Genomic DNA, 21,114 nt, shown 5'->3' on the forward strand with positions numbered 1-21,114 from the left:
CTTCCCGTTGATCACCAGGTGGAGTAAGGCTGGATTGCTATGGTTTTATTTTTAAATCAATGCCTCAGGACACCACCACCGGCCTGGGCTGGCGCGTCCCCGCCAGCGCCAGGCCCGCGAACAGCATCAGCATCAGGCCGTAGGCATAGGTGACCGGCAACAGGCCGAAGCGCGCGGCGGCCATGCCCGCCGCGATGGCCGGCACGCTGAACGCCAGGTAGCTGGCGATGTAGATGGCCGAGATCAGGGCGCCGCGCTCGTGCGGCTCGGCCAGCGGGATCACGCTGCGCAGCGCGCCCTGGAAGCCCACGCCGAAGCCCGCGCCCGCCACCACCGAGGCACCCAGCACCAGGGGCAGGCTTTGCAGATGGGCGCCGACCAGCAGCAGGGCCACCCCGGCCAGCAGGCCGCTGCCGCCGAACTGCAGCATGGCGCGCGGCGCGCGGCTGCGCAGCGTCCAGATGGCGGCGGCGGCGCTCAGCGTGTTGATGCACACGGCAAAGCTGGCGGCGATCTCCGAGCCCGTGACCGAGCGGATCATCGACGGGCCCAGCGACAGGTAAAAGCCCCCCAGTGCCCACACCGTGATGCTCATGGGCAGCACGCGCATGAAGTCGGCCCGGGCCTGGCCCGGAATGCGCACGCGCGGGCGCATGGCGGCCACCGCGCCGGGGCGGCGCGCGCCCGTCTCGGGCAGCACGGCCATGGCGGCGGCCACGGCCACGAAGATCAGCGCCATGAGCCAGAACACCAGGCCCAGCTGCTGGCGCCACAGCTGCGCGAACTCGCCCGCCACGACAATGCCCGCCGCCATGCCGACCATGGGCGCCATGGTGCTCACCAGCGTGCCGCGCTCGCGGTGCAGGTCCAGCAGCGCCGCGCCCATGGCCGCACTGGCCATGCCGGTGGCAAAGCCCTGCAGCACGCGCGCCAGCACCAGGGCCTGCACGTCGCCCGCGCGGGCGAACACCGCCAGCGAGACGATCTCCAGCACCAGCGCCGCCAGGATCACGGGCTTGCGGCCCAGGTGGTCCGACAGCGCGCCCGTGGTGAGCAGGGCCAGCAGCAGGCTCAGCGCATAGACCGCGAAGACCAGGGTCAGCATGCCGGAGGAAAAGCCCCAGTCCTGCTGGTAGAGCCGGTACAGCGGCGTGGGCGCGCTGGAGGCCGCGAAGAAGCTGCCCAGGCCGAAGGCCAGGACGGCCAGGCTGCGGCCAGGCCGGGCAGCGGGAGTGGAGTTGGATGGTTGCAGTACCGACATGGTTAAGAGCCCTGCTGCACAATTAATGCAAAGTTTTTGCGTTAGCGAATTCTGCGCTTGTGCGCTGTTAACGCAAATTTTTAGCTTTAATAACCATGAGCACGCAAGTCCCATCCCTTTCCAAAACAGGCGGTCCCGCCCGTCCCGGCGGACGCAGCGCGCGCATCCAGGCCACGGTCTACCAGACCGTCAAGGGCCTGCTGGAAACCATGCCGCGCGAGGAACTGAGCTTTCCGCTCATCGCCGCCCAGGCGGGCGTGACGCCGTCCACCCTCTACCGGCGCTGGGGCGACATACAGCAGCTGCTGGCCGATGTGGCCGTGGAAATCATCCGGCCCACGGCGCCGCCGCTGGACACGGGCACGCTGGAGGGCGACCTGCTGGCCTGGGCCGAGCAGTTCCTGGAGGAATCGGCCTCGCCGCTGGGCCGCACCATGCTGCGCGACATGGCCGCCGCAGCGGGCAACGAGCACACGCCCTGCGCCTGCGTGGAAATCCTGCGCGGGCAACTGGCGCAGATCGGCGAGCGCGCAGCGCGGCGTGGCGAGGCGATGCCCGCTGCGGACACCCTGGTCGACGCGCTGGCCGCGCCCATCGTCTACCGCGTGCTGTTCGACCTGCCGCCGTCCCTGGAACACGTGCAGGCACGGGTGCGCGGCCTGCTGCAGGCTGAAACGGCCTAGCCCTTCAGCGCCCGCGCCAGCACCTCGAAGATCCGCGCATCCGAGCACTGCGCCACATTGAAGCGCAGGAAATCGCCTGCGCTCTGCGACTGGCTGAAGGCATTGCCGGGCGCCAGCACCACGCCATCTTCCAGGCAGGTGCGCGCAAGCGCCGTGGCATCCATGCCCCCGGGCAACTGGCACCACAGGAACATGCCGGCCTGCGGCACCAGCCAGGGCTTCATGCCCAGGGCCTGCAGCCGCGCGGCCGTGCGTTCCATCTCCTGGGCCAGCCGCAGCCGCACGGACTCCATGTGCCTGCGGTAGCCGCTGTCGGTCAGCGTGCGCAGCACGATGTCGGCGGCCATGCGCCCGCCGCCGAAGTTGGTGGCGATCTTCAGGTCCGCCAGGTCCTGCGTCCAGTTGGGCCGCGCCGCGATGAAGCCGCAGCGCAGCGAGGCCGACACGGTCTTGGAGAAGCTGCCGATCTGGATCACGCGCGACAGGCCGTCGAAGGCCGCCAGCCGGGGCGCCGCATGGGTCTCCAGGTCGCAGAAGATGTCGTCCTCCACGATCACCAGGTCCGAGCTGTCGGCCAGCTTCAGGATGCGGTGCGCCACCAGTGGCGACAGCGTGGCGCCCGTCGGGTTGTGGATGGCCGAATTGGTGATGTACAGGCGTGGCGAATGGGCCTGCAGCGCGTCGGCGAACCGGGCCACGTCGGGCCCCTGCGGCGTGTAGGGCACGCTCACGGCCTGCACGCGGTGCGCCTTGAGCAGCGCATGGAAATTGAAATAGCAGGGGTCGTCGATCAGTACCGTATCGCCGGGCTCCAGCAGGAAACGGCAGACCAGGTCGATGGAGTGCGTGCCAGACTCCGTCAGCAGGATCTGCTCGGGCGAAGTCTCCAGCCCCATGGCGGCCATGCGCCGCGCCAGCAGGCGGCGCAGTGCCGGGTGGCCCAGCGGCGTTGCGTACTCCGTCAGCTCCAGCGTGCCCGAGCGCGCCAGGGAGCGCAGCGCGCGGCGCACGCCTTCCTCGTACAGCCATGAAGGCGGCAGCCAGCCGCAGCCCGGCTTGAGCGCGTGGGCATCTGCCTGCAGCGACTGGCGGGCCAGCCACAGGGGGTCGACCTGCCTGTCCACGCGCGGTCCGATACCGCCCAGCGCCAGCGGCGCCACCGGCCCCGCCACATAAAAGCCCGAGCCCGGGCGCGAGGCGATCACCCCCTCGGCCGCCAGCCGCTCATAGGCCTCCACCACCGTGGACACCGACACCTGCATGGCCTGCGCCTGCGCGCGCACCGAGGGCAGGCGCGTGCCGGGCAGATAGGTGCGCGCGGCGATGCGCGACTGGATCTCTTCCATCACCGCCTGGATGCGTGTGCCGCTGCGCATGGCTGTTCTCTCTTCTGTAGTGGATTTTTGTGCATAACAGTTCTTTTGAATTGTATTGGACTGTCTATGGAAGATCCGGCCGTGCAATGGCCCACTGCCTGCTGCAAACCAAGGAGCTTTTTGATGGACAAGACAAGCAGCGGGTGGATCAACGGATTCATCGGCGTGGCGATCTTTGCGGGATCGCTGCCGGCCACCCGCGTGGCGGTCGCCGACCTGGACCCCACCTTTCTGACCTGTGCGCGCGCCAGCATCGCGGCATTGCTGGCCCTGGCCATGCTGCTGGCGCTGCGCCAGCCCCGGCCCGCGCGTGCCGACATGCCTTCGCTGGCGCTGAGCGCGCTGGGCGGCGTGGTGGGCTTTCCGCTGCTGACCGCGCTGGCGCTGCAGTACGTCACCTCGGCGCATTCCATCGTCTTCGTGGGCCTGCTGCCCCTGTCCACGGCCGTGTTCGCCGTGCTGCGCGGCGGCGAGCGCCCGCGCCCGGCCTTCTGGCTGTTCTCGCTGGCGGGCGCGGCCTTCGTGGCCGGCTATGCGGCCGTGGGCGGGGCCGGGGGCTCGCTGCGCGGCGACCTGCTCATGCTGGCCGCCATCATCGTCTGCGGCCTGGGCTATGCCGAGGGCGCGCGCCTGTCGCGCACGCTGGGCGGCTGGCAGGTCATCAGCTGGTCGCTGGTGCTGGCCCTGCCCGTCATGCTGCCGGCCGCCCTGATCAGCATGCCGGCATCGCTGGCCGATGTGGGCCGGCCCGCATGGCTGGGCCTGGCCTATGTCTCGCTGTTCAGCATGCTCATCGGCTTCGTGTTCTGGTACCGGGGCCTGGCCCAGGGCGGCATTGCGGCCGTGGGCCAGATCCAGCTGCTGCAGCCCTTCATGGGCCTGGGCCTGGCCGCCCTGCTGCTGCACGAGCAGGTGAGCTGGGGCATGGTGCTGGTCACCATGGCCGCCGTGGTCTGCGTGGCCGGGGCGAAGAAGTACGCGCGCTGAGCCCGTCCGGCGTGGTGCAGGGCGTGGTGCGGGGCGTGGTGCGGGGGGAGCGATGCAGGGCGGTCAGCGCCCGGCCTCGCGCATCACCTGCTGCGCGAACTCTGCGGCCGAACCCTCGAACGGCTGGTTGCTGGCCGCCTCCAGCCGGCTGCGGATGGCCGGCGCGCGCAGCGCCTGGGCCACCGCGGCATTGATGCGCTGGGCCAGCGCTGGCGCCATCTGCGGCGGCGCGAACAGGCCGAACAGCGAATCCAGGTTGGCCTGCGCATGGCCCAGCTGCGCCAGCGTGGGCACATCGGGCAGGGCTGCCAGCCGCTGCGGCGCGCCCACGGCCAGGGCCTTGAGGCGACCCGCGCGCAGCGCCTGCAGCTGCAGCGGCGCCACATTGGTGGACAGCAGCTCGAAATGCCCGGCCAGCGCATCGTTGAGCTGCTGGCCCCCTCCCTTGTAGGGCACATGCACGATGGGAATGCGCGTGGCCTGCTCTATGCGCTGCAGCACGGCGTGGCCCGTCGTGCCCTCGCCCGTGGTGGCCCAGCGTATGCCGCCGGGCATGCCGCGTGCCTCGGCCAGCATGCCCTCGAAATCTGCAGCCTTCAGCGCCGGTGTTCCCACCAGCAGCATGGGCGTGCGCATCACGCCGGCCACGGGCGTCACGGAGGCTGCGGCCAGGCCCACGGCGGTGGCGGCGGCAAAGACCAGGGTGCGGCCGTCGGGCGCGCTGCGCGCCAGCAGCTCCAGCGCCACGGTGCCGCTGGCGCCGGGGCGGTTGTCCACGATCACGGCCGTGCCCCATTGCTGCGCCAGTTGCTCGGCCAGGGCGCGGGCCACCATGTCGCTGACACCGCCTGCGGGGTAGGCCACCACGATCCGCACGCTGGCGCCCGGCCAGGCGGGCCGGGCCGGCAGCGCCTGGGCGGGCCAGGCCAGCGCGCAGGCGCCCGCCGCCAGCAGGGCGCGCCGGCCGGTATCGGTGTCTTGCGGTGCCTGCATGCCTCAGCCACCCGGCGCCTGGTGGCGCTGCGCCAGCTCGCGCGCCAGGGCGATGAAGGTGGCCGCGGGTCCTGCGCCGCCGGTTTGCGTGCCGGCCTCGCGGTGCACCAGGGTGAGCGGGGCGCTCAGCCGCACGGCGGGCTCGAAGGCGCGGTAGACCACGGCCTCGGGATGGGCGCCGCGCACCGAGGCCGGCACGATGGACAGGCCCACGCCCGCCGCCACCAGGTTCACATTGGTCATCATGCGTTCCACCTCGGCGGCCACCTCCACCTGTACCTTGTGCCGGGCGCACAGCGCCAGCAGGTTCGCATACAGCCCCGGCGCGCCCGTGCGCCGCACAAGGATCAGGCGCTCGCCATCGAGCTGCCTGAGCGCCACGGGCCGCGATGCATCGCGCGCCAGCTTATGGTCCACGGGAATGGCCAGCAGCGCGGGCTCCTGCAGCAGCGTCTCGAACACTAGGCCTTCGGGCCGGGCCACCGGCACGCGCAGAAAGCCGCAGTGCATGCGCCCGGCCTGCACGGCCTCGGTGATCTCGGCGGCATTGTTCTCGCTCACATCCAGCGCAATGTCGGGATGGCGGCCACGGCACAGGCGCAGCACCTCGGGCGTGAAGGCATGGGCCGCCGCCGAGCTGGTGAAGCCCACATGGATGCGCCCGCGCTCGCCGCGCGCAAAGGCCTGCATGCGGTCGCGCATGGTGGTGAAGTCGGCCAGCAGCCGCGTGGCCTCGCCCTGCAGCTCCAGGCCCGCGTCGGTCAGGTCCACGCCCTTGGGGTGGCGCCGGAACAGGGCAATGCCCAGCTCCTCCTCCAGCGCGCGGATCTGCTGCGACAGCGGCGGCTGCTGCATGCCCAGCAGCTCGGCCGCGCGCGTGATGTGGCCGGTATCGGCCACGGCCAGGAAGTAACGGAGATGGCGCAGTTCCATATATGTGAAAAGTATCCAGCCGATATCCTAAAAATCTTTGAAATATTGGACAAGCCTCTACAGAATCCCATCCAGTCACCGATGCGACCGCTTGCCGCGGCGCGGCAGGTGACTTCCAACAAGAAGCCAAGACAGGAGACAAGACATGCAAGCATCCGCGTATTTCCCCCTGCGTCCCGCCAGCGCCTCGCTGCTGGCCGCGCTCGCCCTGGCCGGCTGCGGCGGCGGCTCGGCCGTGCTGCACGGGCCGGTCACCTCCATCGAGACCGCTCCCAAGAGCACGGCCTGCCCTGCCGAGATTCCTGCGGGCATCAGCTGCTGGGCCGGGCAGGACTCCAAGGGCGCCTACTACCTGATCGCCAAGCCCGCGCAGTGGAACGGCACCCTGGTGCTGCACGCCCACGGCGGCCCGGACCTGGCCGCGCCCACCGCCGACCGTGCGGCCGAAGACCTGGTGCGCTGGTCCATCATGGTGCGCGCAGGCTACGCCTGGGCTGGCTCCACCTACCGCCAGGGCGGCGTGGAAGTGCGCGCCGCCGCCGAGGACACCGAGCGCCTGCGCGGCATCTTCCGCCAGCATGTGGCCAAGCCGCAGCGCACCATCCTGCACGGCCAGTCCTGGGGTGCGGGCGTGGCGGCCAAGGGCGCGGAAATGTTCAACGAGCAGACCGTGGGCGAGCGCCCCTACGATGGCGTGCTGCTCACCAGCGGCGTGCTGGGCGGCGGCACCCATGCCTATGACTTCCGCACCGACCTGCGCGTGGTCTACCAGTACCTGTGCGGCAACCACCCGCGCCCCAATGAGCCGCAGTACGCGCTCAACCTGGGCCTGCCCGCAGACGCCAAGATGCGCCAGGCCGACGTGGCCCTGCGCGTGAACGAATGCCTGGCGCTGGACAAGCCCGCCGCCCAGCGTACGGCCGCGCAGCAGGCGAAGATCGACACCATCACCAAGGTCATCAAGATCCCCGAAAGCGCCATCCAGTCGCACATGAACTGGGGCACCATGCACTTCCAGGACATCTCGGCCAAGCGCACGGGCGGCGCCAGCCCCTTCGGCAACGAGGGTGCGGTCTATGCCGGCTCGGCCGACGATGCCGCGCTCAATGCCGGCGTGCTGCGCTACCGCGCCGACCCTGCGGCCTACCGCAAGTTCGCCGATGACACCGACCCCGTGGGCAGGATTGGCGTGCCGGTCCTCTCGGCCAAGTGGATCAGCGACCCCACGGCCTTCGTGGAGCTGGATGCGCGGTTTCGTGCGGTGATGCAGCAGGGCGGCAGTGGGGACCGGCTGGTGCAGACCTTTACGCGGCAGGGGACGCACAGCTATATCAGCGATGCGACCTATCCCACGTTGATGACTGCGTTGATGCAGTGGGTGGAGGCGGGGGTGAAGCCGACTGCGGCGGGGATTGCTGCGGCCTGTTCTGCTAATGAGGCCAAGTTTGGGGTGGGGTGTAGTTTTGATGCGGCTTATGTGCCGGCTTCTTTGAGTACTCGGGTGCCTGAGAGGCAGCGGCCTTCTTTGCAGTGAGCGGGTTTTTGACCCTGCCGGGTGGTGTTTTTTCGAGGCCGGGTCTCGGCCCGGCGGCCGACCTACCTTTCTTTGATTCGTCACCGGTACGCCGGCCGAAGAAAGGTAGGCCAAAGAAAGACGACCCGGATGTCCGCGACCCCTTCGCTGCGCTGCGGGGCAACCTGCGTCGGGCCGCCTGCGGGGTTCGCCGCAGAACTCACTGCGCGCTGCGCGCTCCGTTCAGACAACTGCGGCGAGTCAGTTGACGAAGCAGTCCTGTCCTTCGGCAGGACTGCAACCCCGCAGGCGGCCCGACGCAGGCGCTGACATACGGGGAGTTTGCTCGGGCCTTTGCTTCGCTCGGCCTGGTGTTTTTTTAGCGGGGCATGTTGGTTCTTGTGGCGGGGGCCAGTTGCGCCGCGAACTCGCGTGCCGCTGCGCTGTAGCTGGCGCCTCGGCGCCAAAGCAGGCCGGCGGTGCGGATGAGCTGGGGGGCGACCAGGTGGATGGCCACCATGTCCGTGGCCTGCTGGGCGGCGCGCTCGGGGACGATGGTGGCCATGTCGCCCCAGCGGCACAGCGCGATCAGCGATTCCACCGAGCCCATTTCCGCGCGCAGCAAGGGCGTGACGCCTGCGGTGCGCAGCCCGTCCTCGATCAGGCTGCGCGTGTAGAACGTGCGCGGCAGCAGGGCCAGGGGCACGCCGGCCAGCGACTTGACGGACAGCGTGCGGCGCCCGGCCAGCGGATGCGAGGGGTTGACCAGCAGCATCATGCGTTCGTCGAACAGCGGCAGCGCGTCCAGCTCGGCGCGCTGGGGCGGGTGAAAGCTCACGCCCAGGTCCAGGCTGCCGTCCAGCAATCCCTGCTCCACGGGCGGGGCCAGCAGCTCGATCACCACCACGTTGACCTTGGGATAGGCGCGCATGAAAGCCGCCACGGCCGGGGCGACCAGGGTGTTGAGGAAGGTGGGAATCACGCCGATGGTCAGCGTGCCGGTCTGCAGCTCGCTGAGGTCGGCCAGCGCCATCCGCCCGGCCTCCACCTCATGCAGCGCACGCTCCGCATAGTTGCGGAACACCACGCCCGCCTGCGACAGCTTCAGCCCCCGGCCAATGCGCTCGAACAGCGCCATGCCCAGCTCCTCTTCCAGTTGGCGCAGCCCATGCGAGAGCGTGGACTGCGTGACATAGAGGTTCCTGGCCGATGTCGTCAGGTGCTCGGTCTTGGCGATATCGACAAAGTAGCGCAGCTGGCGCAGTTCCATGGGTGAAGGCAAGGGGGTGTTCGGCGGGCCAGTTTCTCACAGAGATACGGGCACGCCGCACAGTTCACTCGCCGTCGTCCTGGTCCACGAACTCCACCAGCTCCGGCAGCATCTCCAGTTGCTGGATGGCATCCTTGAGCCGCAGGCCGAAGCGTGATTCCGGCCGCCCGAAGGCGCCCTGCGCCAGCCGCAGCGCCGCCGTTGCCTTGATCCACTCCACCTCGAAGGCATAGCGGTCCGCGTGCTGCTGGACACTCATGCGCTTGATGTGCTCCAGCGCCAGCTCCACGGCGCAGTCCACATCGACTTCGCTGTCGTCCCTGTCGGGATCGTCGACCATCAGTTCGATCAACTGCTGCAGCGTGCTGTGAACCAGGCCCAGCGACGCATGCATGGCCTGCCGCCAGGTGGGAAGAAAAGGTGGTTGGGGAGGGGCCGCCTGAGCGGCGATGAGGGGGTGCATATCTTGGTTCCTGCGTGAATCAAGAGAACCACTCGCTACCCTACGACAGGCGACGGGTGGACGGGATGTTCGTAACACGCACGCAGACGTGCGGCCATCCTTGCGGGTAGGCCCATCCCGTCCAAAACCGATCGAAGCGAATGCGTGCTGACGCACCCGCCCCAGGTATCTGGACATGACAAAGCCCCCTTTAAGGTGGGGGCTGCACCTCTACGTGTTTGGTGTTACGACACACCAAGCCTTTCGGCTCGCCGCAAGTTTAACGGCTGCGTATCAAGAAACCGGGCCGAGCGCAGCGAAGGCCCGAGCAAGCTCCCCGTATGTCAGCGCCTGCGTCGTGGCGGTTGTGGGGTTGCAAGCCTGCCGAAGGACAGGCTTGCTTCGTGATCTGACTCGCCGTGATGTTTGAACGTAGCGCGCAGCGCGAAGTGAGTTTCACGGCGAACCCCGCAACCGCCACGACGCAGGTTGCCCCGCAGCGAAGCGAAGGGGTCGCGGACATCCGGGTCGCCTTTTCTTGGCCTACGTTCTTTTGGCGAAGCAAAAGAAGGTAGGTCGGCCGCCGGGCCGAAACCCGGCCTCGAAAAACAACCCCCCGGCAGGGACAAAAAACAGCACCTGACCAAGACCAGACCAGACCAGAACAGACCAGAACAGACCAGCTGTCACACCCCTGTAAACCCCCACCAACAAACTCCCCCCCTTCACCACCCCCACAAAAACCACATGCCGCTGAGCAACCTCCCCACATTGCAATCCCTGCTCCTGTCCCGCCGCCTGGCGCTGAGCGTCCTGGCCAGCGCCGCGCTGGTGGCCGCCTGCGGTGGCAGCGACAGCAACGACAGCACGACGCCCCCGGTGGCCAGCCAGCCCGCGACGGCCACGCTGGCCGTGCTGGAGACCACGGATCTGCACTTCAATGTGCGCAGCTATGACTATTTCAAGCTTGCCGAGGATGCCTCCTACGGCTTCGAGCGCACGGCCACGCTGGTGCGTGCGGCGCGCAAGGAGTTTGCCAATACGCTGCTGGTGGACAACGGCGACACCATCCAGGGCACGGCCCTGGCCGACTACGAGGCCGAGGTAGCCAAGATCCCCTGCACGCAGCAGCTGTCCATGTACAAGGCCATGGGCGCGCTGGGCTTTGATGCGGGCACGCTGGGCAACCACGAGTTCAACTACGGCCTGCCCTTCCTGAACCAGGTGCTGGGCGGCGGCCTGGACGTGGACGGCGTGGACAAGTCGGTCAAGTGCGCGGGCAATGGCTTTCCCATGGCGCTGTCGAATGTCTACAGCAGCAAGACCAAGCAGCCGCTGGTGCAGCCCTACGTGATTCTGGAACGCAAGATCGCGGCCAAGGACAAGGATGGCAAGGCGGTGGAGCTGCCCATCAAGATCGGCGTGATCGGCTTCACCACGCCGGGCATCATGAACTGGGACAAGCGCTATCTGGAGGGCAAGCTCTACACCGAAGGCGCCGTGGAGTCCGCCCAGAAGTACCTGCCCGAGATGCGCGCCAAGGGCGCCGACGTGGTGGTGGCCATGCTGCACGGCGGCCTGGACGGCGCGGCCTACTCGCCGACGATGGAGAACCCCGGCCTGCACCTGAGCAAGGTGGCCGGCATCGACGCCATGGTCATGGGCCACCAGCACAGCGTGTTCCCCGATGCGGCGGCCACGCCGGCCTTCACGCAGGCGGGCGTGGACAACAAGGCGGGCACCATCAACGGCGTGCAGTCGGTGATGGCCAGTTCCTGGGGCAAGGCGCTGGGCGTGATCCAGCTGGCGCTGAAGTGGGACGGCAAGCAGTGGAGCGTGGACAAGAGCGCGGGCAAGAGCGAGCTGCGCAATATCCAGACCGGCAAGGACGCCGCAGGCAAGGCCACCTACGTGGCCGTGGACCCGACGGTGGCGCCGCTGATCGAGAGCCAGCACCAGGCCGCCATCCAGTACGTGAAGACGCCCATCGGCAGCACGGACTTCCGCATGAGCACGCTGTTCGCCGATGTGGGCGACCCGGGCGCCATCCAGATCGTCAACCAGGCGCAGCGCGACTATGTGGCCGACTATGTGAAGGCCAGCCTGCCGCAGTACGCGCAGCTGCCCGTGCTGTCGGTGAGCGCGCCGTTCAAGTCGGGCTTCCAGGGCGGCGCCGACTACACCGACGTGGCCGTGGGCCCGCTGGCCATCTACAACGCGGCCGACCTGTACCTGTACCCCAACACCGTGTATGCGGTGAAGGTGAATGGCGCCGACATCAAGGACTGGCTGGAGGCCGCTGCCAAGCGCTTCAACCAGATCGATCCGGCCAAGACGGGTGAGCAGCAGCTGATCAGCACCTTCCCGGGCTACAACTTCGACATGTTCACCACGGCCGATGTGCAGTACGAGATCGACGTGACCCAGCCCGTGGGCAGCCGCATCAGGAACCTGCAGTACCTGGGCAAGGCCATCGACCCGGCGCAGGAGTTCGTGATCGCCACGAACAACTACCGCGCCACCAGCGGCAAGAGCTTCATCGCCAAGCTCGACGGCTCCAGCGCCATCTGGGCCTCGCCGGACGCCAACCGCGACGTGGTGATCGGCTACGTGCGCAAGAACGGCAGCATCACGCGTGCTGCCAATGGCGCGGCCAAGAGCTGGCGCTTCACCAAGGTGGCCACCTCGGCCAACGTGGTGTTCAGCTCCGGCGCCAACGCGCTGCCGGTGGCGCAGGCGGCGGGCCTGGCCAACATCTCGCTGGTGGCGGCCGATGACGGCTCGGGCAAGGGCACGTCCAAGTACCGCCTGGATCTGTCGAAGTAAGTTCCGGCAGGCAAGCAACAAAAAAGCCCCGTGCATCTGGCACGGGGCTTTTTTGCTTGTGCCGAACGGGCTTCAGCGCGCAGGAGGCATCTCGAACACCAGGCAGGTGGTCGTGGCGTGGGCGTAGAGCGTGCCATCGGGGCCGACCAGGCGCGCCTCGGCCGTGGCCAGCTGGCGGCCGCAGTGCAGCACGCGGCCTTCGGCGCGCACGCGCGGCACGCGCGGGGTCAGGGCCTTGACCAGGTTCACGCCCAGCTCGGCCGTGGTGTAGCCCCGGCCCGGCGGCATGCAGGTGTGGACGGCGCAGCCCAGCGCCGAGTCCAGCAAGGTGGCGAACCAGCCGCCGTGCACCGTGCCCATGGGGTTGAGGTGGTTGGCGCCGGGGCGGCCCTGGAAGACGGCGCTGCCTTCGCCCACAGAAATCAGCATGAAGTCCAGCGTGCGTGCAATGGGCGGGTAGGGCAGTTCGCCGCGCAGCATGGCCTGCATCAGCTCCAGCCCGCTGCGGCCTGCGACCTGGTCGGGGCGCGACACGCCTGCGCCGGGGCCGGCGTCCAGCCGGAGGGTGACCGCCTGTTCCTCGTCCAGCCAGGCTTGCAGGGCAGGGGAGATGGCGCCGGAGGTGGGGCTGGAGGTGGCGCCGGAGGTGAGGCTGTGGGCGGCCTGCTCCGGGGAGTGGGTGCGGGTGTCCATGGAATGTCTCTCTTTCATTGGGAAAAATGCGGGCGCCAGGCTGTCTGGGATGGCGGTGTGGATATTATTGTATCTACAACAGTTGTATATGCAATAATCTGCGCCATGCCAGTGAATCCAGACATCCTCGCCGTGCCCCAGGGCTGCACCAACCACCGCGTGCGCCAGCTCATGCGCAGCGTGGGCCAGGTGTATGACGCCCATCTGAACGAGACGGGGCTGCGCATCACGCAGTACTCGCTGCTCAGCCACGTGCTGGCCGCCGGTCCGGTGCGGCCCTCGGACCTGGCGCGGCGCATGCGCATGGACGCCTCGACGCTGACGCGCAACCTCAAGCCGCTGATCGACGCCGGCTGGGTGCGCATGGGCCAGGGCGAGGACCAGCGCAGCCGCCTGGTGCACATCACCGACGCGGGCCAGGCCAAGCGCGAAGAGGCCAAGCAAAGCTGGAAGACCGCACAGAACGAGCTCAACGCCCGCGTGGGCCTGGAGCGCGTGGCGGCCCTGCATGCGCTGATCGACGAATGCCTGGTGCTGCTCGATGGCGATGGCAACGCTGCAGACGGCCCGCAGGCGTAGGCCCTACCGAATTCCCAACCCCCGAAGAGACTCCCATGCTCTCCAACTCCACGGCGCGCTGGCTGCAGCGGCGCGGCATCCACTACGGCTGGCTGGTCGCGGCCATCACTTTCCTCACCATGCTGACCATGTCGGCGGCGCTGGGCCTGCCGGGCGCCATGCTGCAGCCGCTGTCGCGCGAGTTCGGCTGGAGTACGGAGCAGATTTCGAGCAGCCTGGCGCTGCGCTTTGCGCTGTTCGGCCTGCTGGGGCCGTTTGCGGCCGTGATGATGGAGCGCTTCGGCCTGCGTGCCGTGATGTGCATGGGCTTGGCCCTGGTGGGCGGCGCCATGGCAATGGTGACGCAGGCCACGCAGCTGTGGCATCTGTTTTTGCTGTGGAGCCTGCTGCTGGGCATGGGCACGGGCCTGACGGCGCTGGTGCTGGGCGCCGTGGTGGCCAACCGCTGGTTTGCGGCGCGGCGCGGCCTGGTCATCGGCGTGCTCACGGCCAGTGCGGCCACGGGGCAGCTGGCCTTCCTGCCGCTGGCTGCCTGGATGATCGAGCACTGGGGCTGGCGCTCGGCCACGGTGCCGGTGTTCGTGGCCAGTGCCCTGATCGCGGTGCTGGCCCTGCTGTTCGTGCGGGACCGGCCTTCGGACCTGGGCCTGGTGCCCTTTGGCGGCGATGCCTCGGCCCCGCCGCCGCCGGCCATGGCCATGAACTTCGGCACGCCCTTCAAGGTGCTGGCCGAGGCCGCGCGCAACCGCACCTTCTGGCTGCTGGCGGGCACCTTCTTCATCTGCGGCCTGTCCACCAACGGCCTGGTGCAGACGCACTTCATCTCGCTGTGCGGCGACAACGGCATGGGCGCGGTGCCCGCCGCGTCGGTGCTGGCCATGATGGGGGCCTTCGACTTCGTGGGCACCGTGCTGTCGGGCTGGCTGTCGGACCGCTACGACAACCGCAAGCTGCTGTTCTGGTACTACGGGCTGCGCGGCCTGTCGCTGTTCTGGCTGCCGCATTCGGAGTTCACCTTCTACGGCCTGGGCCTGTTCGCCATGTTCTACGGGCTGGACTGGATCGCCACGGTGCCGCCCACGGTCAAGCTCACCGCCCAGCATTTCGGGCCGCAGAAGGTGGGGCTGGTGTTCGGCTGGATCTTCGCGGCCCACCAGCTGGGCGCGGCCACCGCTGCCTGGGGCGCAGGCCTGACGCGCACGTTGCTGCTGACCTATACGCCCGCGCTGTATGCGGCCGGCCTGGCCTGCCTGGTGGCGGCGGTGATGGCGCTGGTGATAGGGCGGGCGCGCAAGGCGGCGGCGGTGGCCGCGGCCTGAACACCATCACCGTTCACGCCATCCACGCCCTCAGTACAGCTGGCGCTTGCCCGGCTGCAGCAGGACGACCAGGGCGCCCGCGCCACCTTCGGCCGGGCGGGCCTGCACAAAGGCCAGCACTTCCTTTTTCTGCACCAGCCAGCGCAGCACGCGGCCCTTGAGCACGGGGGTCTTGCCGGGCGAGCCCAGGCCCTTGCCGTGCACCACGCGCACGCAGCGTATGCCGGTGCGGTGGGACAGGCGGATGAACTGGCCCAGCGCCTCGCGCGCCTCGTCCACGCGCAGGCCGTGCAGGTCCAGCTGGCGCTGGATGCTCCACTGCCCGGCGCGCAGCTTGTGCGTCACGTCCAGGCCGATGCCGGGGCGCCGGAAGCTGAGCTGGTCGTCGGTGTCCAGCAGGGTGCTGACGTCGAACTCGTCGCTCATGGCCTCCTGCAGCACGCGCTGCTCGTCCAGCTCCAGCTGCAGGGGCAGCGGCTCGGGGGGCTCGGGGGCATGGAGGTGGCGGGCGTGCGCGGACTTGAGCGCATGCACCGGGCCCACGGTGTTTTCGAACAGCTTTTGCTCGGCCAGGAGGCGGCGCGCCGCCTCGGCGCGCTGCTGCTGGAGCAGGGCCTCTTGGGCGGCGGCTTCGGCCAGTGCGCGGCGCACTGGCGCGAGGTCCTGCAGGCTGGTGGCTTTCAAAGTCATGGTGACGCCGGTTGTACCGCAATTTCGGCACCCCGGCGGCCATGGCGCCCTCTCAATGCCTGGTGGCCCTAGAAGCGATAGCGGGCGCTGACCTGGACGTTGCGCGGCGCGCCGTACATGCCCGAGTACCACCAGCCGGACATGGCCGCGATGTACTTGCGGTCGAACAGGTTGTTGACGTTCAGCGTCAGCGACAGCTGGTCGCTCACGTCATAGCGCGCCATGAGCCCGGCCACGGCGTAGGAGGCCTGGCGCGCGCTGACCTGCTTGCTGACCTGCCAGGCTTCGCCGCTGTACTCGATGCCGCTGCTCCAGTTGACGCCACCGCCCAGGGTGAGGCGGCGCCATTCGCCGGGCATGCGGTAGGTGGTCCACAGGCGGGCCATCTGGCGCGGGAAGGTGGTGTTGATGCGCTGGCCCGTGGCGTCTTCGGAGGCGCTGAAGTTGTAGGAGGCGGCAATCGACCATTGGCGGTTGATGGCGCCGTTGACTTCCAGGTCCAGGCCCCGCGTCTTGGCGCCCTTGATGGCGCGCGAGGCGGTGGTGGTGGTGCCCGGGATGAACTGGCCGGGATCGGACTCGGCCAGGTTGTCCTGGCGGATGAGGTAGACGGCGGCGCTGGTGGCCAGGCGCCCGTCCAGGAATTCGCTCTTGATGCCGGCCTCGTAGGTGTTGCCTTCCTGCGGGTCCAGGAAGGAGCCGTTGCGGTCGCGCGAGGTCTGCGGGCTGTAGATGGTGGCAAAGCTGGCGTACAGCGTGTGCTGCGGGTTCAGCGTGTAGACCAGGCCTGCGTAGGGCGTGAACACGCGGCGTTCGGACGAGGGCGAGGTCTGGTGGTATCCGTCCGTGGTGTCGGTGCGGTAGTCGCTGTCGTAGTTGAACAGCTTGCCGCCCACGATGAGCTTGAGGTCGTCGGCCAGCGCGAAGCGGCCGGCGCCGTACAGGCTGGTCTGGCGGCGCGTGCTGTCGAAGACCACGAAGCGGTCGCCGAACACCGGGCTGCCGCTGCTGTCCCACTGGTAGATGTTGACGGGCTTGTTGCGCAGGCCCGTGATGTCGAAGCTGCCGTCGGTCAGGCTCTGGAAGTCGGTGTAGTCGAAGCCCAGCACCGCCTCGTGCTCGCGCCCGCCCAGGTTGAAGGGGCCGCGCAGGTTGATGTCCACGGATTTGTTGCGCAGCCGGTAGTCGCGCCGCTCGGCGTTGAGCGACAGGCCATCGCCGGTCTCCCGGTCGAACAGGCTGTTGTTGACGGCCAGGTAGACCGCGTCTTCGCGCTGGTTGGAGCGCAGGTAGTTGGCCGAGAGCTTGAGCTGCCACCGGTTGGCCAGCGCCTGCTCCAGCGTGACGAAGGCGCTGGTGGAGTCGGTGTTGAAGCGGTTGTCGCGGCTGGCCGGGTTGAAGGAGACGGGGAAGTCGGTCTGCCGCCCGTCGCTGCTGAACAGCGGAAAGCCCAGGTAGGCCATGGAGCCGCGCGAGCGGCCGCGTTGGTGGTCCAGCCCGGCGGTGAGCTTGAGCGTGGAGGTGAGGTCTGCCTCGATCACGCCATAGAGCACGTCTTTTTTCTTGCTGTAGAAGTCGATGTGGCTGTCGCCCTCCTGGTGCACGGCGACCAGGCGGCCGCGCACGCTGCCCGAGGCGTTGAGCGGCGAGGACAGGTCCAGCACGCCGCGCCGGTTGCCCCAGGAGCCCACGCTGGCCTCGGCCGAGCCCTGGAACTGCGCCGTGGGCTTCTTGCGCACCATGTTGACGATGCCGGACGGATCGCCCGCGCCCGTGGTCAGGCCCGAGGCGCCGCGCAGCACCTCGATGCGGTCGTACAGCGCCATGTCGGCAATGCTTTGCGTGGGCAGGGCGTCCAGGCCCAGGAATTCGGTGTGCGTGCTGACGCCGTCGAGCTGGTAGTTGGTGATGGGGTAGCCGCGCGCGTTGGCGTTGCTGCGCTCGGTGCCCAGCGCCGAGGTGGAGATGCCCGGCACGCGCGCCAGCACGTCGCTGATGCTGGTGAGGTTTTCGTCCTCCATGCGCTGCTGGGTCATCACGCTGACCGACTGCGGCGTGTCGCGCACGCTCAGCGCCAGGCCCGTGGCCAGGCCGCTGGGGCCGCGCGCGGTGTAGCTGCCCGTGCCTTCGGTCGTGCCTGCCCGGTCGGCCTGGGCGACCACCTTGACCTCGGCCAGCGCATGGTCCTGGGCGCGGCCCGGCGCTGCCGTGGCCGGTGGCGCCGCGGGCGCGGCGGCGGAGGCCAGCACCGTGAGCGTGCCCTGGGGCGTGCGTGCCAGCCGCAGCCCGCTGTCGCCCAGCGCCAGCTGGGCGGCCTGCTCCACGCTGTAGCTGCCCCGGATGGCGGGCGCGCGCTTGCCGGCCAGCAGGGCCGGGTCGGCGCTGATGCTGCGCTGGGCCTGGCGGGCGATGCGCGCCAGCGAGTCGTCCAGCGCGCCGGCGGGCAGGTCCCATTCCAGCGTGGCGGCTGCCTGCGATGTGCTGGCCGCCGCCGGCTGTGCCCAGGCCTGCGGCGGTGCGGACAGCGACCAGGCCAGCGCGGCGGCCACGGGCAGCAGCAGCGAGGGCGGGCTCGGCCTGCGGTGTGCGGGCGTGCTGCCAGGCTGCGGGGTACGGAGAGGGCGGCGTGCGGAGGCCATGGAGTCGGAGGTCCTTGTCGTTGCGGTGGAAATGAAGGGCTTTCATTCCGTATGTGCGACAAGGGCGGCAAAACCCCTCACGCGGCGCAAAAAAAGATTCAAGCGGACCGGTCTCGCACGTCGATCACCGTCAGCCAGTCCCCCCAGCGGCGCACGCTGACGGGATGGGTGTCCACCAGGTCCTGCAGCACCTGGTCGGGCCGGGCCAGCTGGAACACGCCGAAGATCCGCAGGCGCGCGGCCTCGGGGCTGATGCGGATCATGCCGGCCTGGTAGGGCCGCAGCGCGTCGATCACCTCGCCCAGCGGCTGGTCGCGCACGTCGATGACGCCGTCAGCCCAGGCGGCCGGCGCCAGGTGGGCGGTGTCCTGCGTGCGGATGCCGTCGGCGTCGATCCAGGCGCTGCGGCCCTCCTGCAGCCGGTGCTGCCGGCCGTTCAGGCTGGTGAGCAGCACGCTGTGCTCCAGCACATGCACCAGGGTGCTGCCTTCTGCCTGGCGCACCATGAAGCGCGTGCCCAGCGCCTGGGCCGTGCCCTGGGCGCTTTGCACGACAAACGGGCGCAGGGGCTGGCCCGGCGCGCTGGCAGCCACCTGCGCCAGCAGCGCGCCTTCGCGCAGGCGCACCAGGCGGCGGGTGTCGCTGTAGGCAATGTCGGCGGCCGAGCGGGCATCCAGTTCGATCTCGCTGCCGTCCGGCAGCCGGTGGTGGCTGCGCTGGCCGGTGCCCGTGCGCAGGTCGGCGGCCAGCGTGGTCAGCGGTGTTTGCCGGTGCACCAGCCAGGCCGTGGCGGTGCTGGCCAGCAGGGCGGCCAACCCACCGCGCAACAGGCCGCGCCTGCGCGCGGCCTTCGGGATGGGCGCCACCAGCGCCTGCAGGCCCAGGGCCGCCGTGCCCCCGCCCTGCCGGCGCAACTGCACGAGGGCGGGCTCCACCCCGGCGGACAGGCGTTGCTGCACCATGGCCCAGGCCTGGGCATGGCAGGGCGACTGGCGCAGCCAGTGGGCGAAGGCGCGGCGGTCGTCATCGCTGGCGTGGCCCGAGTCCAGGCGCACCAGCCAGTCGATGGCCTGATCGGTGGCGGCATCCATGTAGGCGATCAGCCGGGGAAAGCCTGCGGCGACAGGTACAGGTGCACCAGGGCCTGCTTCATGTAGCGCTCCACCGTGGCAATGGACACGCCCATGGCCTCGGCGATCTCGGCATGCCTGAGGCCGTCGAGCCGGCGCAGCAAGAAGGCCTGCCGCACCTTCGGGGGCAGGCCGTCCAGCCATTGGTCCAGGGCCTCGATGGCTTCGCGCACCAGGGCGTAGTCCTCGGGGGAGGGCGCCACTTCCTCGGGCAGCGTGGCCAGCGCATCGAGCCAGGCCTGCTCCAGTTCGCGCCTGCGCCAGAAGTTGTAGAGCACCCGCTGGGCCAGCGTGGTCAGGTAGGCACGCGGCTCCTGGATGGCATGGGCCTGCCGGGACGCCACCACGCGCTCGAAGGTGTCGTGCGCCAGGTCCTCGGCCTGGTGGGAATTGCCCAGCTTGCGCCGCAGCCAGCCGTGCAGCCAGTCATGGTGGGCGACGTAGAGCGTGTGCACCGGGTCGGCGGTGGACGGGGAGGGCATGGTGCAGCGGTTTTGCAAATGAGAATTTTTCTCATTTTACAGAGTCTGCCTACATCAGCCCCTCGCTGGCCATGGACAGCGAGGCACCGGGCGCCACGATCACATGGTCCAGCACCTGGATGTCCACCAGGCCCAGGGCGGCCTGAAGTCCCTGTGTGACGGCCTTGTCGGCGGCGCTGGCCTGGACCTGTCCGCTGGGATGGTTGTGGGCCAGGATGACGGCGCCCGCATGGTGGTGCAGGGCGCGCAGCACCACCTCCCGGGGGTAGACGCTGGTGCGCGTGAGCGTGCCCCGGAACATTTCTTCCAGCGCGATCAGCCGGTTCTGCCCGTCCAGGAACAGCACGGCGAACACCTCATGCTGGCGCGCCGCCAGGTGCAGCTGCAGGTAGCGCGCCACGGCCTCGGGCGAGGCCAGGGCCGGGCGCTCGCGCAGTTGCTCGGCCATGGCGCGGCGCGCCAGTTCGAGCACGGCCAGGAGTTGTGCGCACTTGGAAGGCCCCAGCCCCTTGATGGCCTTCAGGTCCGCGTGCCCGGCCTGCAGCAGCCCGGACAGGCCGGCCCGGCCGGGCAACTGCAGCAGTTCCTGGGCCAGCTGCAGCACGCCCTTGCCGGCCATGCCGGTGCGCAGCACGATGGCCAGCAGTTCGATATCGGAAAGCGCCGAGGGGCCGCGCGCCGCGAGCTTTTCGCGCGGCTGGGCCTGGGCGGGCAGGTCTTTGAGAGCCATGGTTCAGCCAGGTGGGGGCGCCGCAGGGACACCGTTGCACGGGGCGTGGGGGCATGGATGTTTTTCTACAATACGGGCCAGTTTATCGGGACTTCCATGACCTCTAGCGCTTCTTCCTCGGCCCTCCCCACGGTCCAGACCGGCTCGTTCCTCACGCTGCACTACCGCCTGTCCGGGCCTGCAGGCGATGTGATCAACACCTTCAACGACAAGCCCGCCACGCTGTCCCTGGGCGCGGGCGAGCTGTCGCCCGCCGTCGAGCAGCGCCTGCTGGGCCTGGCCGAAGGCACGCGCACAACGTTCGAGATGCCGGCCGGCGAAGCCTTTGGCGAGCGCAACGGCGACATGATGCAGTGGGTGGCGCGCAAGCTGATGAACGAGCTGGGCGACCCGCACGAGCAGTACGCGCCCGGCGACGTGGTGCAGTTCCCCACGCCCGACGGCCTGGGCAGCTACGCGGGCGCCGTGGTGCAGGTGCGCGAGGACGGCGCCGTGCTGTTCGACTTCAACCACCCGCTGGCGGGCCAGCCGGTGACGTTCGAAGTGCAGATCATCGGGGTGCTCTGAG

General features: G+C 69.2%; 19 protein-coding genes. 7 read left to right on the top strand and 12 right to left on the bottom strand.

The features are described from left to right. Positions 1-64: 64 nt before the first annotated feature. The gene (locus INR38_RS07680) at positions 65-1,261 is read right to left on the bottom strand and encodes an MFS transporter (protein ID WP_207442762.1); all 1,197 of its coding nucleotides are present in this window, start codon (positions 1,259-1,261) and stop codon (positions 65-67) included. A 95-nt stretch (positions 1,262-1,356) separates the two neighbouring features. On the opposite strand from INR38_RS07680, the gene INR38_RS07685 reads away from it, so the two are divergent. Further along, on the top strand, positions 1,357-1,944 hold the full coding sequence (locus INR38_RS07685) for a TetR/AcrR family transcriptional regulator (RefSeq protein WP_207442761.1): 588 nt from the start codon (positions 1,357-1,359) through the stop codon (positions 1,942-1,944). Here INR38_RS07685 and INR38_RS07690 read toward each other — a convergent pair. After that, the gene (locus INR38_RS07690; RefSeq protein ID WP_207442760.1) at positions 1,941-3,320 is read right to left on the bottom strand and encodes a PLP-dependent aminotransferase family protein; all 1,380 of its coding nucleotides are present in this window, start codon (positions 3,318-3,320) and stop codon (positions 1,941-1,943) included. The genes INR38_RS07685 and INR38_RS07690 overlap by 4 nt on opposite strands. 123 nt (positions 3,321-3,443) lie before the next feature. Between INR38_RS07690 and INR38_RS07695 the strand changes: the two genes are divergently transcribed. Further along, on the top strand, positions 3,444-4,307 hold the full coding sequence (locus INR38_RS07695; protein WP_043825296.1) for a DMT family transporter: 864 nt from the start codon (positions 3,444-3,446) through the stop codon (positions 4,305-4,307). A 63-nt stretch (positions 4,308-4,370) separates the two neighbouring features. Here INR38_RS07695 and INR38_RS07700 read toward each other — a convergent pair whose 3' ends face one another. Beyond that, a complete protein-coding gene (locus tag INR38_RS07700) occupies positions 4,371-5,300 on the bottom strand; it encodes a tripartite tricarboxylate transporter substrate binding protein (RefSeq protein ID WP_207442759.1) in 930 nt (309 codons plus the stop codon). A gap of 3 nt (positions 5,301-5,303) precedes the next feature. Further along, the gene (locus INR38_RS07705) at positions 5,304-6,233 is read right to left on the bottom strand and encodes a LysR family transcriptional regulator (RefSeq protein ID WP_207442758.1); all 930 of its coding nucleotides are present in this window, start codon (positions 6,231-6,233) and stop codon (positions 5,304-5,306) included. Between the two features lie 145 nt (positions 6,234-6,378). Here INR38_RS07705 and INR38_RS07710 point away from each other — a divergent pair, with 145 nt between their 5' ends. Next, positions 6,379-7,767, top strand: coding sequence for a hypothetical protein (locus INR38_RS07710; protein WP_207442757.1), 1,389 nt, complete (start codon positions 6,379-6,381; stop codon positions 7,765-7,767). Between the two features lie 358 nt (positions 7,768-8,125). On the opposite strand, the gene INR38_RS07715 is transcribed toward INR38_RS07710, so the two are convergent. Both INR38_RS07715 and INR38_RS07720 read right to left on the bottom strand, forming a co-directional pair. Continuing rightward, on the bottom strand, positions 8,126-9,016 hold the full coding sequence (locus INR38_RS07715; protein ID WP_016450106.1) for a LysR substrate-binding domain-containing protein: 891 nt from the start codon (positions 9,014-9,016) through the stop codon (positions 8,126-8,128). A 64-nt stretch (positions 9,017-9,080) separates the two neighbouring features. Further along, entirely contained in the window at positions 9,081-9,479 is a 399-nt protein-coding gene (locus INR38_RS07720; protein ID WP_123692750.1) for a hypothetical protein, read from the bottom strand. Between the two features lie 726 nt (positions 9,480-10,205). Here INR38_RS07720 and INR38_RS07725 point away from each other — a divergent pair. After that, a complete protein-coding gene (locus tag INR38_RS07725; RefSeq protein ID WP_207443182.1) occupies positions 10,206-12,284 on the top strand; it encodes a bifunctional 2',3'-cyclic-nucleotide 2'-phosphodiesterase/3'-nucleotidase in 2,079 nt (692 codons plus the stop codon). Between the two features lie 72 nt (positions 12,285-12,356). Here INR38_RS07725 and INR38_RS07730 read toward each other — a convergent pair whose 3' ends face one another. Further along, the gene (locus tag INR38_RS07730; RefSeq protein ID WP_065346902.1) at positions 12,357-12,977 is read right to left on the bottom strand and encodes a PaaI family thioesterase; all 621 of its coding nucleotides are present in this window, start codon (positions 12,975-12,977) and stop codon (positions 12,357-12,359) included. A gap of 105 nt (positions 12,978-13,082) precedes the next feature. On the opposite strand from INR38_RS07730, the gene INR38_RS07735 reads away from it, so the two are divergent. After that, positions 13,083-13,556, top strand: a complete 474-nt coding sequence (locus INR38_RS07735) for a MarR family winged helix-turn-helix transcriptional regulator (protein WP_071954544.1) — start codon at positions 13,083-13,085, stop codon at positions 13,554-13,556. A gap of 35 nt (positions 13,557-13,591) precedes the next feature. Then, the gene (locus INR38_RS07740; RefSeq protein WP_043824820.1) at positions 13,592-14,875 is read left to right on the top strand and encodes an MFS transporter; all 1,284 of its coding nucleotides are present in this window, start codon (positions 13,592-13,594) and stop codon (positions 14,873-14,875) included. A 30-nt stretch (positions 14,876-14,905) separates the two neighbouring features. Here INR38_RS07740 and INR38_RS07745 read toward each other — a convergent pair whose 3' ends face one another. From INR38_RS07745 to radC, 5 genes are all read right to left on the bottom strand, one after another. After that, positions 14,906-15,565, bottom strand: coding sequence for a Smr/MutS family protein (locus tag INR38_RS07745; protein ID WP_013803859.1), 660 nt, complete (start codon positions 15,563-15,565; stop codon positions 14,906-14,908). 68 nt (positions 15,566-15,633) lie between these two features. After that, on the bottom strand, positions 15,634-18,204 hold the full coding sequence (locus INR38_RS07750) for a TonB-dependent receptor (protein WP_207443180.1): 2,571 nt from the start codon (positions 18,202-18,204) through the stop codon (positions 15,634-15,636). 98 nt (positions 18,205-18,302) lie between these two features. Next, positions 18,303-19,295, bottom strand: a complete 993-nt coding sequence (locus tag INR38_RS07755) for a FecR domain-containing protein (RefSeq protein WP_207443179.1) — start codon at positions 19,293-19,295, stop codon at positions 18,303-18,305. An 8-nt stretch (positions 19,296-19,303) separates the two neighbouring features. Continuing rightward, positions 19,304-19,816, bottom strand: coding sequence for a sigma-70 family RNA polymerase sigma factor (locus INR38_RS07760; protein ID WP_065346934.1), 513 nt, complete (start codon positions 19,814-19,816; stop codon positions 19,304-19,306). A 49-nt stretch (positions 19,817-19,865) separates the two neighbouring features. Further along, on the bottom strand, positions 19,866-20,546 hold the full coding sequence (gene radC, locus INR38_RS07765) for a DNA repair protein RadC (RefSeq protein WP_199958916.1): 681 nt from the start codon (positions 20,544-20,546) through the stop codon (positions 19,866-19,868). Positions 20,547-20,642: 96 nt separating this feature from the next. Between radC and INR38_RS07770 the strand changes: the two genes are divergently transcribed. Beyond that, positions 20,643-21,113 carry an FKBP-type peptidyl-prolyl cis-trans isomerase gene (locus tag INR38_RS07770; protein ID WP_012203830.1) on the top strand — a complete coding sequence of 157 codons (471 nt, stop codon included), beginning with the start codon at positions 20,643-20,645 and terminating at the stop codon, positions 21,111-21,113. Position 21,114: the final 1 nt, after the last annotated feature.

This window comes from Delftia sp. SD018 (assembly GCF_017355445.1).
GTDB classification, from domain to species: domain Bacteria; phylum Pseudomonadota; class Gammaproteobacteria; order Burkholderiales; family Burkholderiaceae_C; genus Comamonas; species Comamonas acidovorans.

What these genes read in the sequence shown, in the direction of transcription:
- INR38_RS07680 (WP_207442762.1), bottom strand. Translation starts at nt 1,261, where the DNA reads ATGTCGGTACTGCAACCATCCAACTCCACTCCCGCTGCCCGGCCTGGC.
- INR38_RS07685 (WP_207442761.1), top strand. Translation starts at nt 1,357, where the DNA reads ATGAGCACGCAAGTCCCATCCCTTTCCAAAACAGGCGGTCCCGCCCGT.
- INR38_RS07690 (WP_207442760.1), bottom strand. Translation starts at nt 3,320, where the DNA reads ATGCGCAGCGGCACACGCATCCAGGCGGTGATGGAAGAGATCCAGTCG.
- INR38_RS07695 (WP_043825296.1), top strand. Translation starts at nt 3,444, where the DNA reads ATGGACAAGACAAGCAGCGGGTGGATCAACGGATTCATCGGCGTGGCG.
- INR38_RS07700 (WP_207442759.1), bottom strand. Translation starts at nt 5,300, where the DNA reads ATGCAGGCACCGCAAGACACCGATACCGGCCGGCGCGCCCTGCTGGCG.
- INR38_RS07705 (WP_207442758.1), bottom strand. Translation starts at nt 6,233, where the DNA reads ATGGAACTGCGCCATCTCCGTTACTTCCTGGCCGTGGCCGATACCGGC.
- INR38_RS07710 (WP_207442757.1), top strand. Translation starts at nt 6,379, where the DNA reads ATGCAAGCATCCGCGTATTTCCCCCTGCGTCCCGCCAGCGCCTCGCTG.
- INR38_RS07715 (WP_016450106.1), bottom strand. Translation starts at nt 9,016, where the DNA reads ATGGAACTGCGCCAGCTGCGCTACTTTGTCGATATCGCCAAGACCGAG.
- INR38_RS07720 (WP_123692750.1), bottom strand. Translation starts at nt 9,479, where the DNA reads ATGCACCCCCTCATCGCCGCTCAGGCGGCCCCTCCCCAACCACCTTTT.
- INR38_RS07725 (WP_207443182.1), top strand. Translation starts at nt 10,206, where the DNA reads ATGCCGCTGAGCAACCTCCCCACATTGCAATCCCTGCTCCTGTCCCGC.
- INR38_RS07730 (WP_065346902.1), bottom strand. Translation starts at nt 12,977, where the DNA reads ATGGACACCCGCACCCACTCCCCGGAGCAGGCCGCCCACAGCCTCACC.
- INR38_RS07735 (WP_071954544.1), top strand. Translation starts at nt 13,083, where the DNA reads ATGCCAGTGAATCCAGACATCCTCGCCGTGCCCCAGGGCTGCACCAAC.
- INR38_RS07740 (WP_043824820.1), top strand. Translation starts at nt 13,592, where the DNA reads ATGCTCTCCAACTCCACGGCGCGCTGGCTGCAGCGGCGCGGCATCCAC.
- INR38_RS07745 (WP_013803859.1), bottom strand. Translation starts at nt 15,565, where the DNA reads ATGACTTTGAAAGCCACCAGCCTGCAGGACCTCGCGCCAGTGCGCCGC.
- INR38_RS07750 (WP_207443180.1), bottom strand. Translation starts at nt 18,204, where the DNA reads ATGGCCTCCGCACGCCGCCCTCTCCGTACCCCGCAGCCTGGCAGCACG.
- INR38_RS07755 (WP_207443179.1), bottom strand. Translation starts at nt 19,295, where the DNA reads ATGGATGCCGCCACCGATCAGGCCATCGACTGGCTGGTGCGCCTGGAC.
- INR38_RS07760 (WP_065346934.1), bottom strand. Translation starts at nt 19,816, where the DNA reads ATGCCCTCCCCGTCCACCGCCGACCCGGTGCACACGCTCTACGTCGCC.
- radC (WP_199958916.1), bottom strand. Translation starts at nt 20,546, where the DNA reads ATGGCTCTCAAAGACCTGCCCGCCCAGGCCCAGCCGCGCGAAAAGCTC.
- INR38_RS07770 (WP_012203830.1), top strand. Translation starts at nt 20,643, where the DNA reads ATGACCTCTAGCGCTTCTTCCTCGGCCCTCCCCACGGTCCAGACCGGC.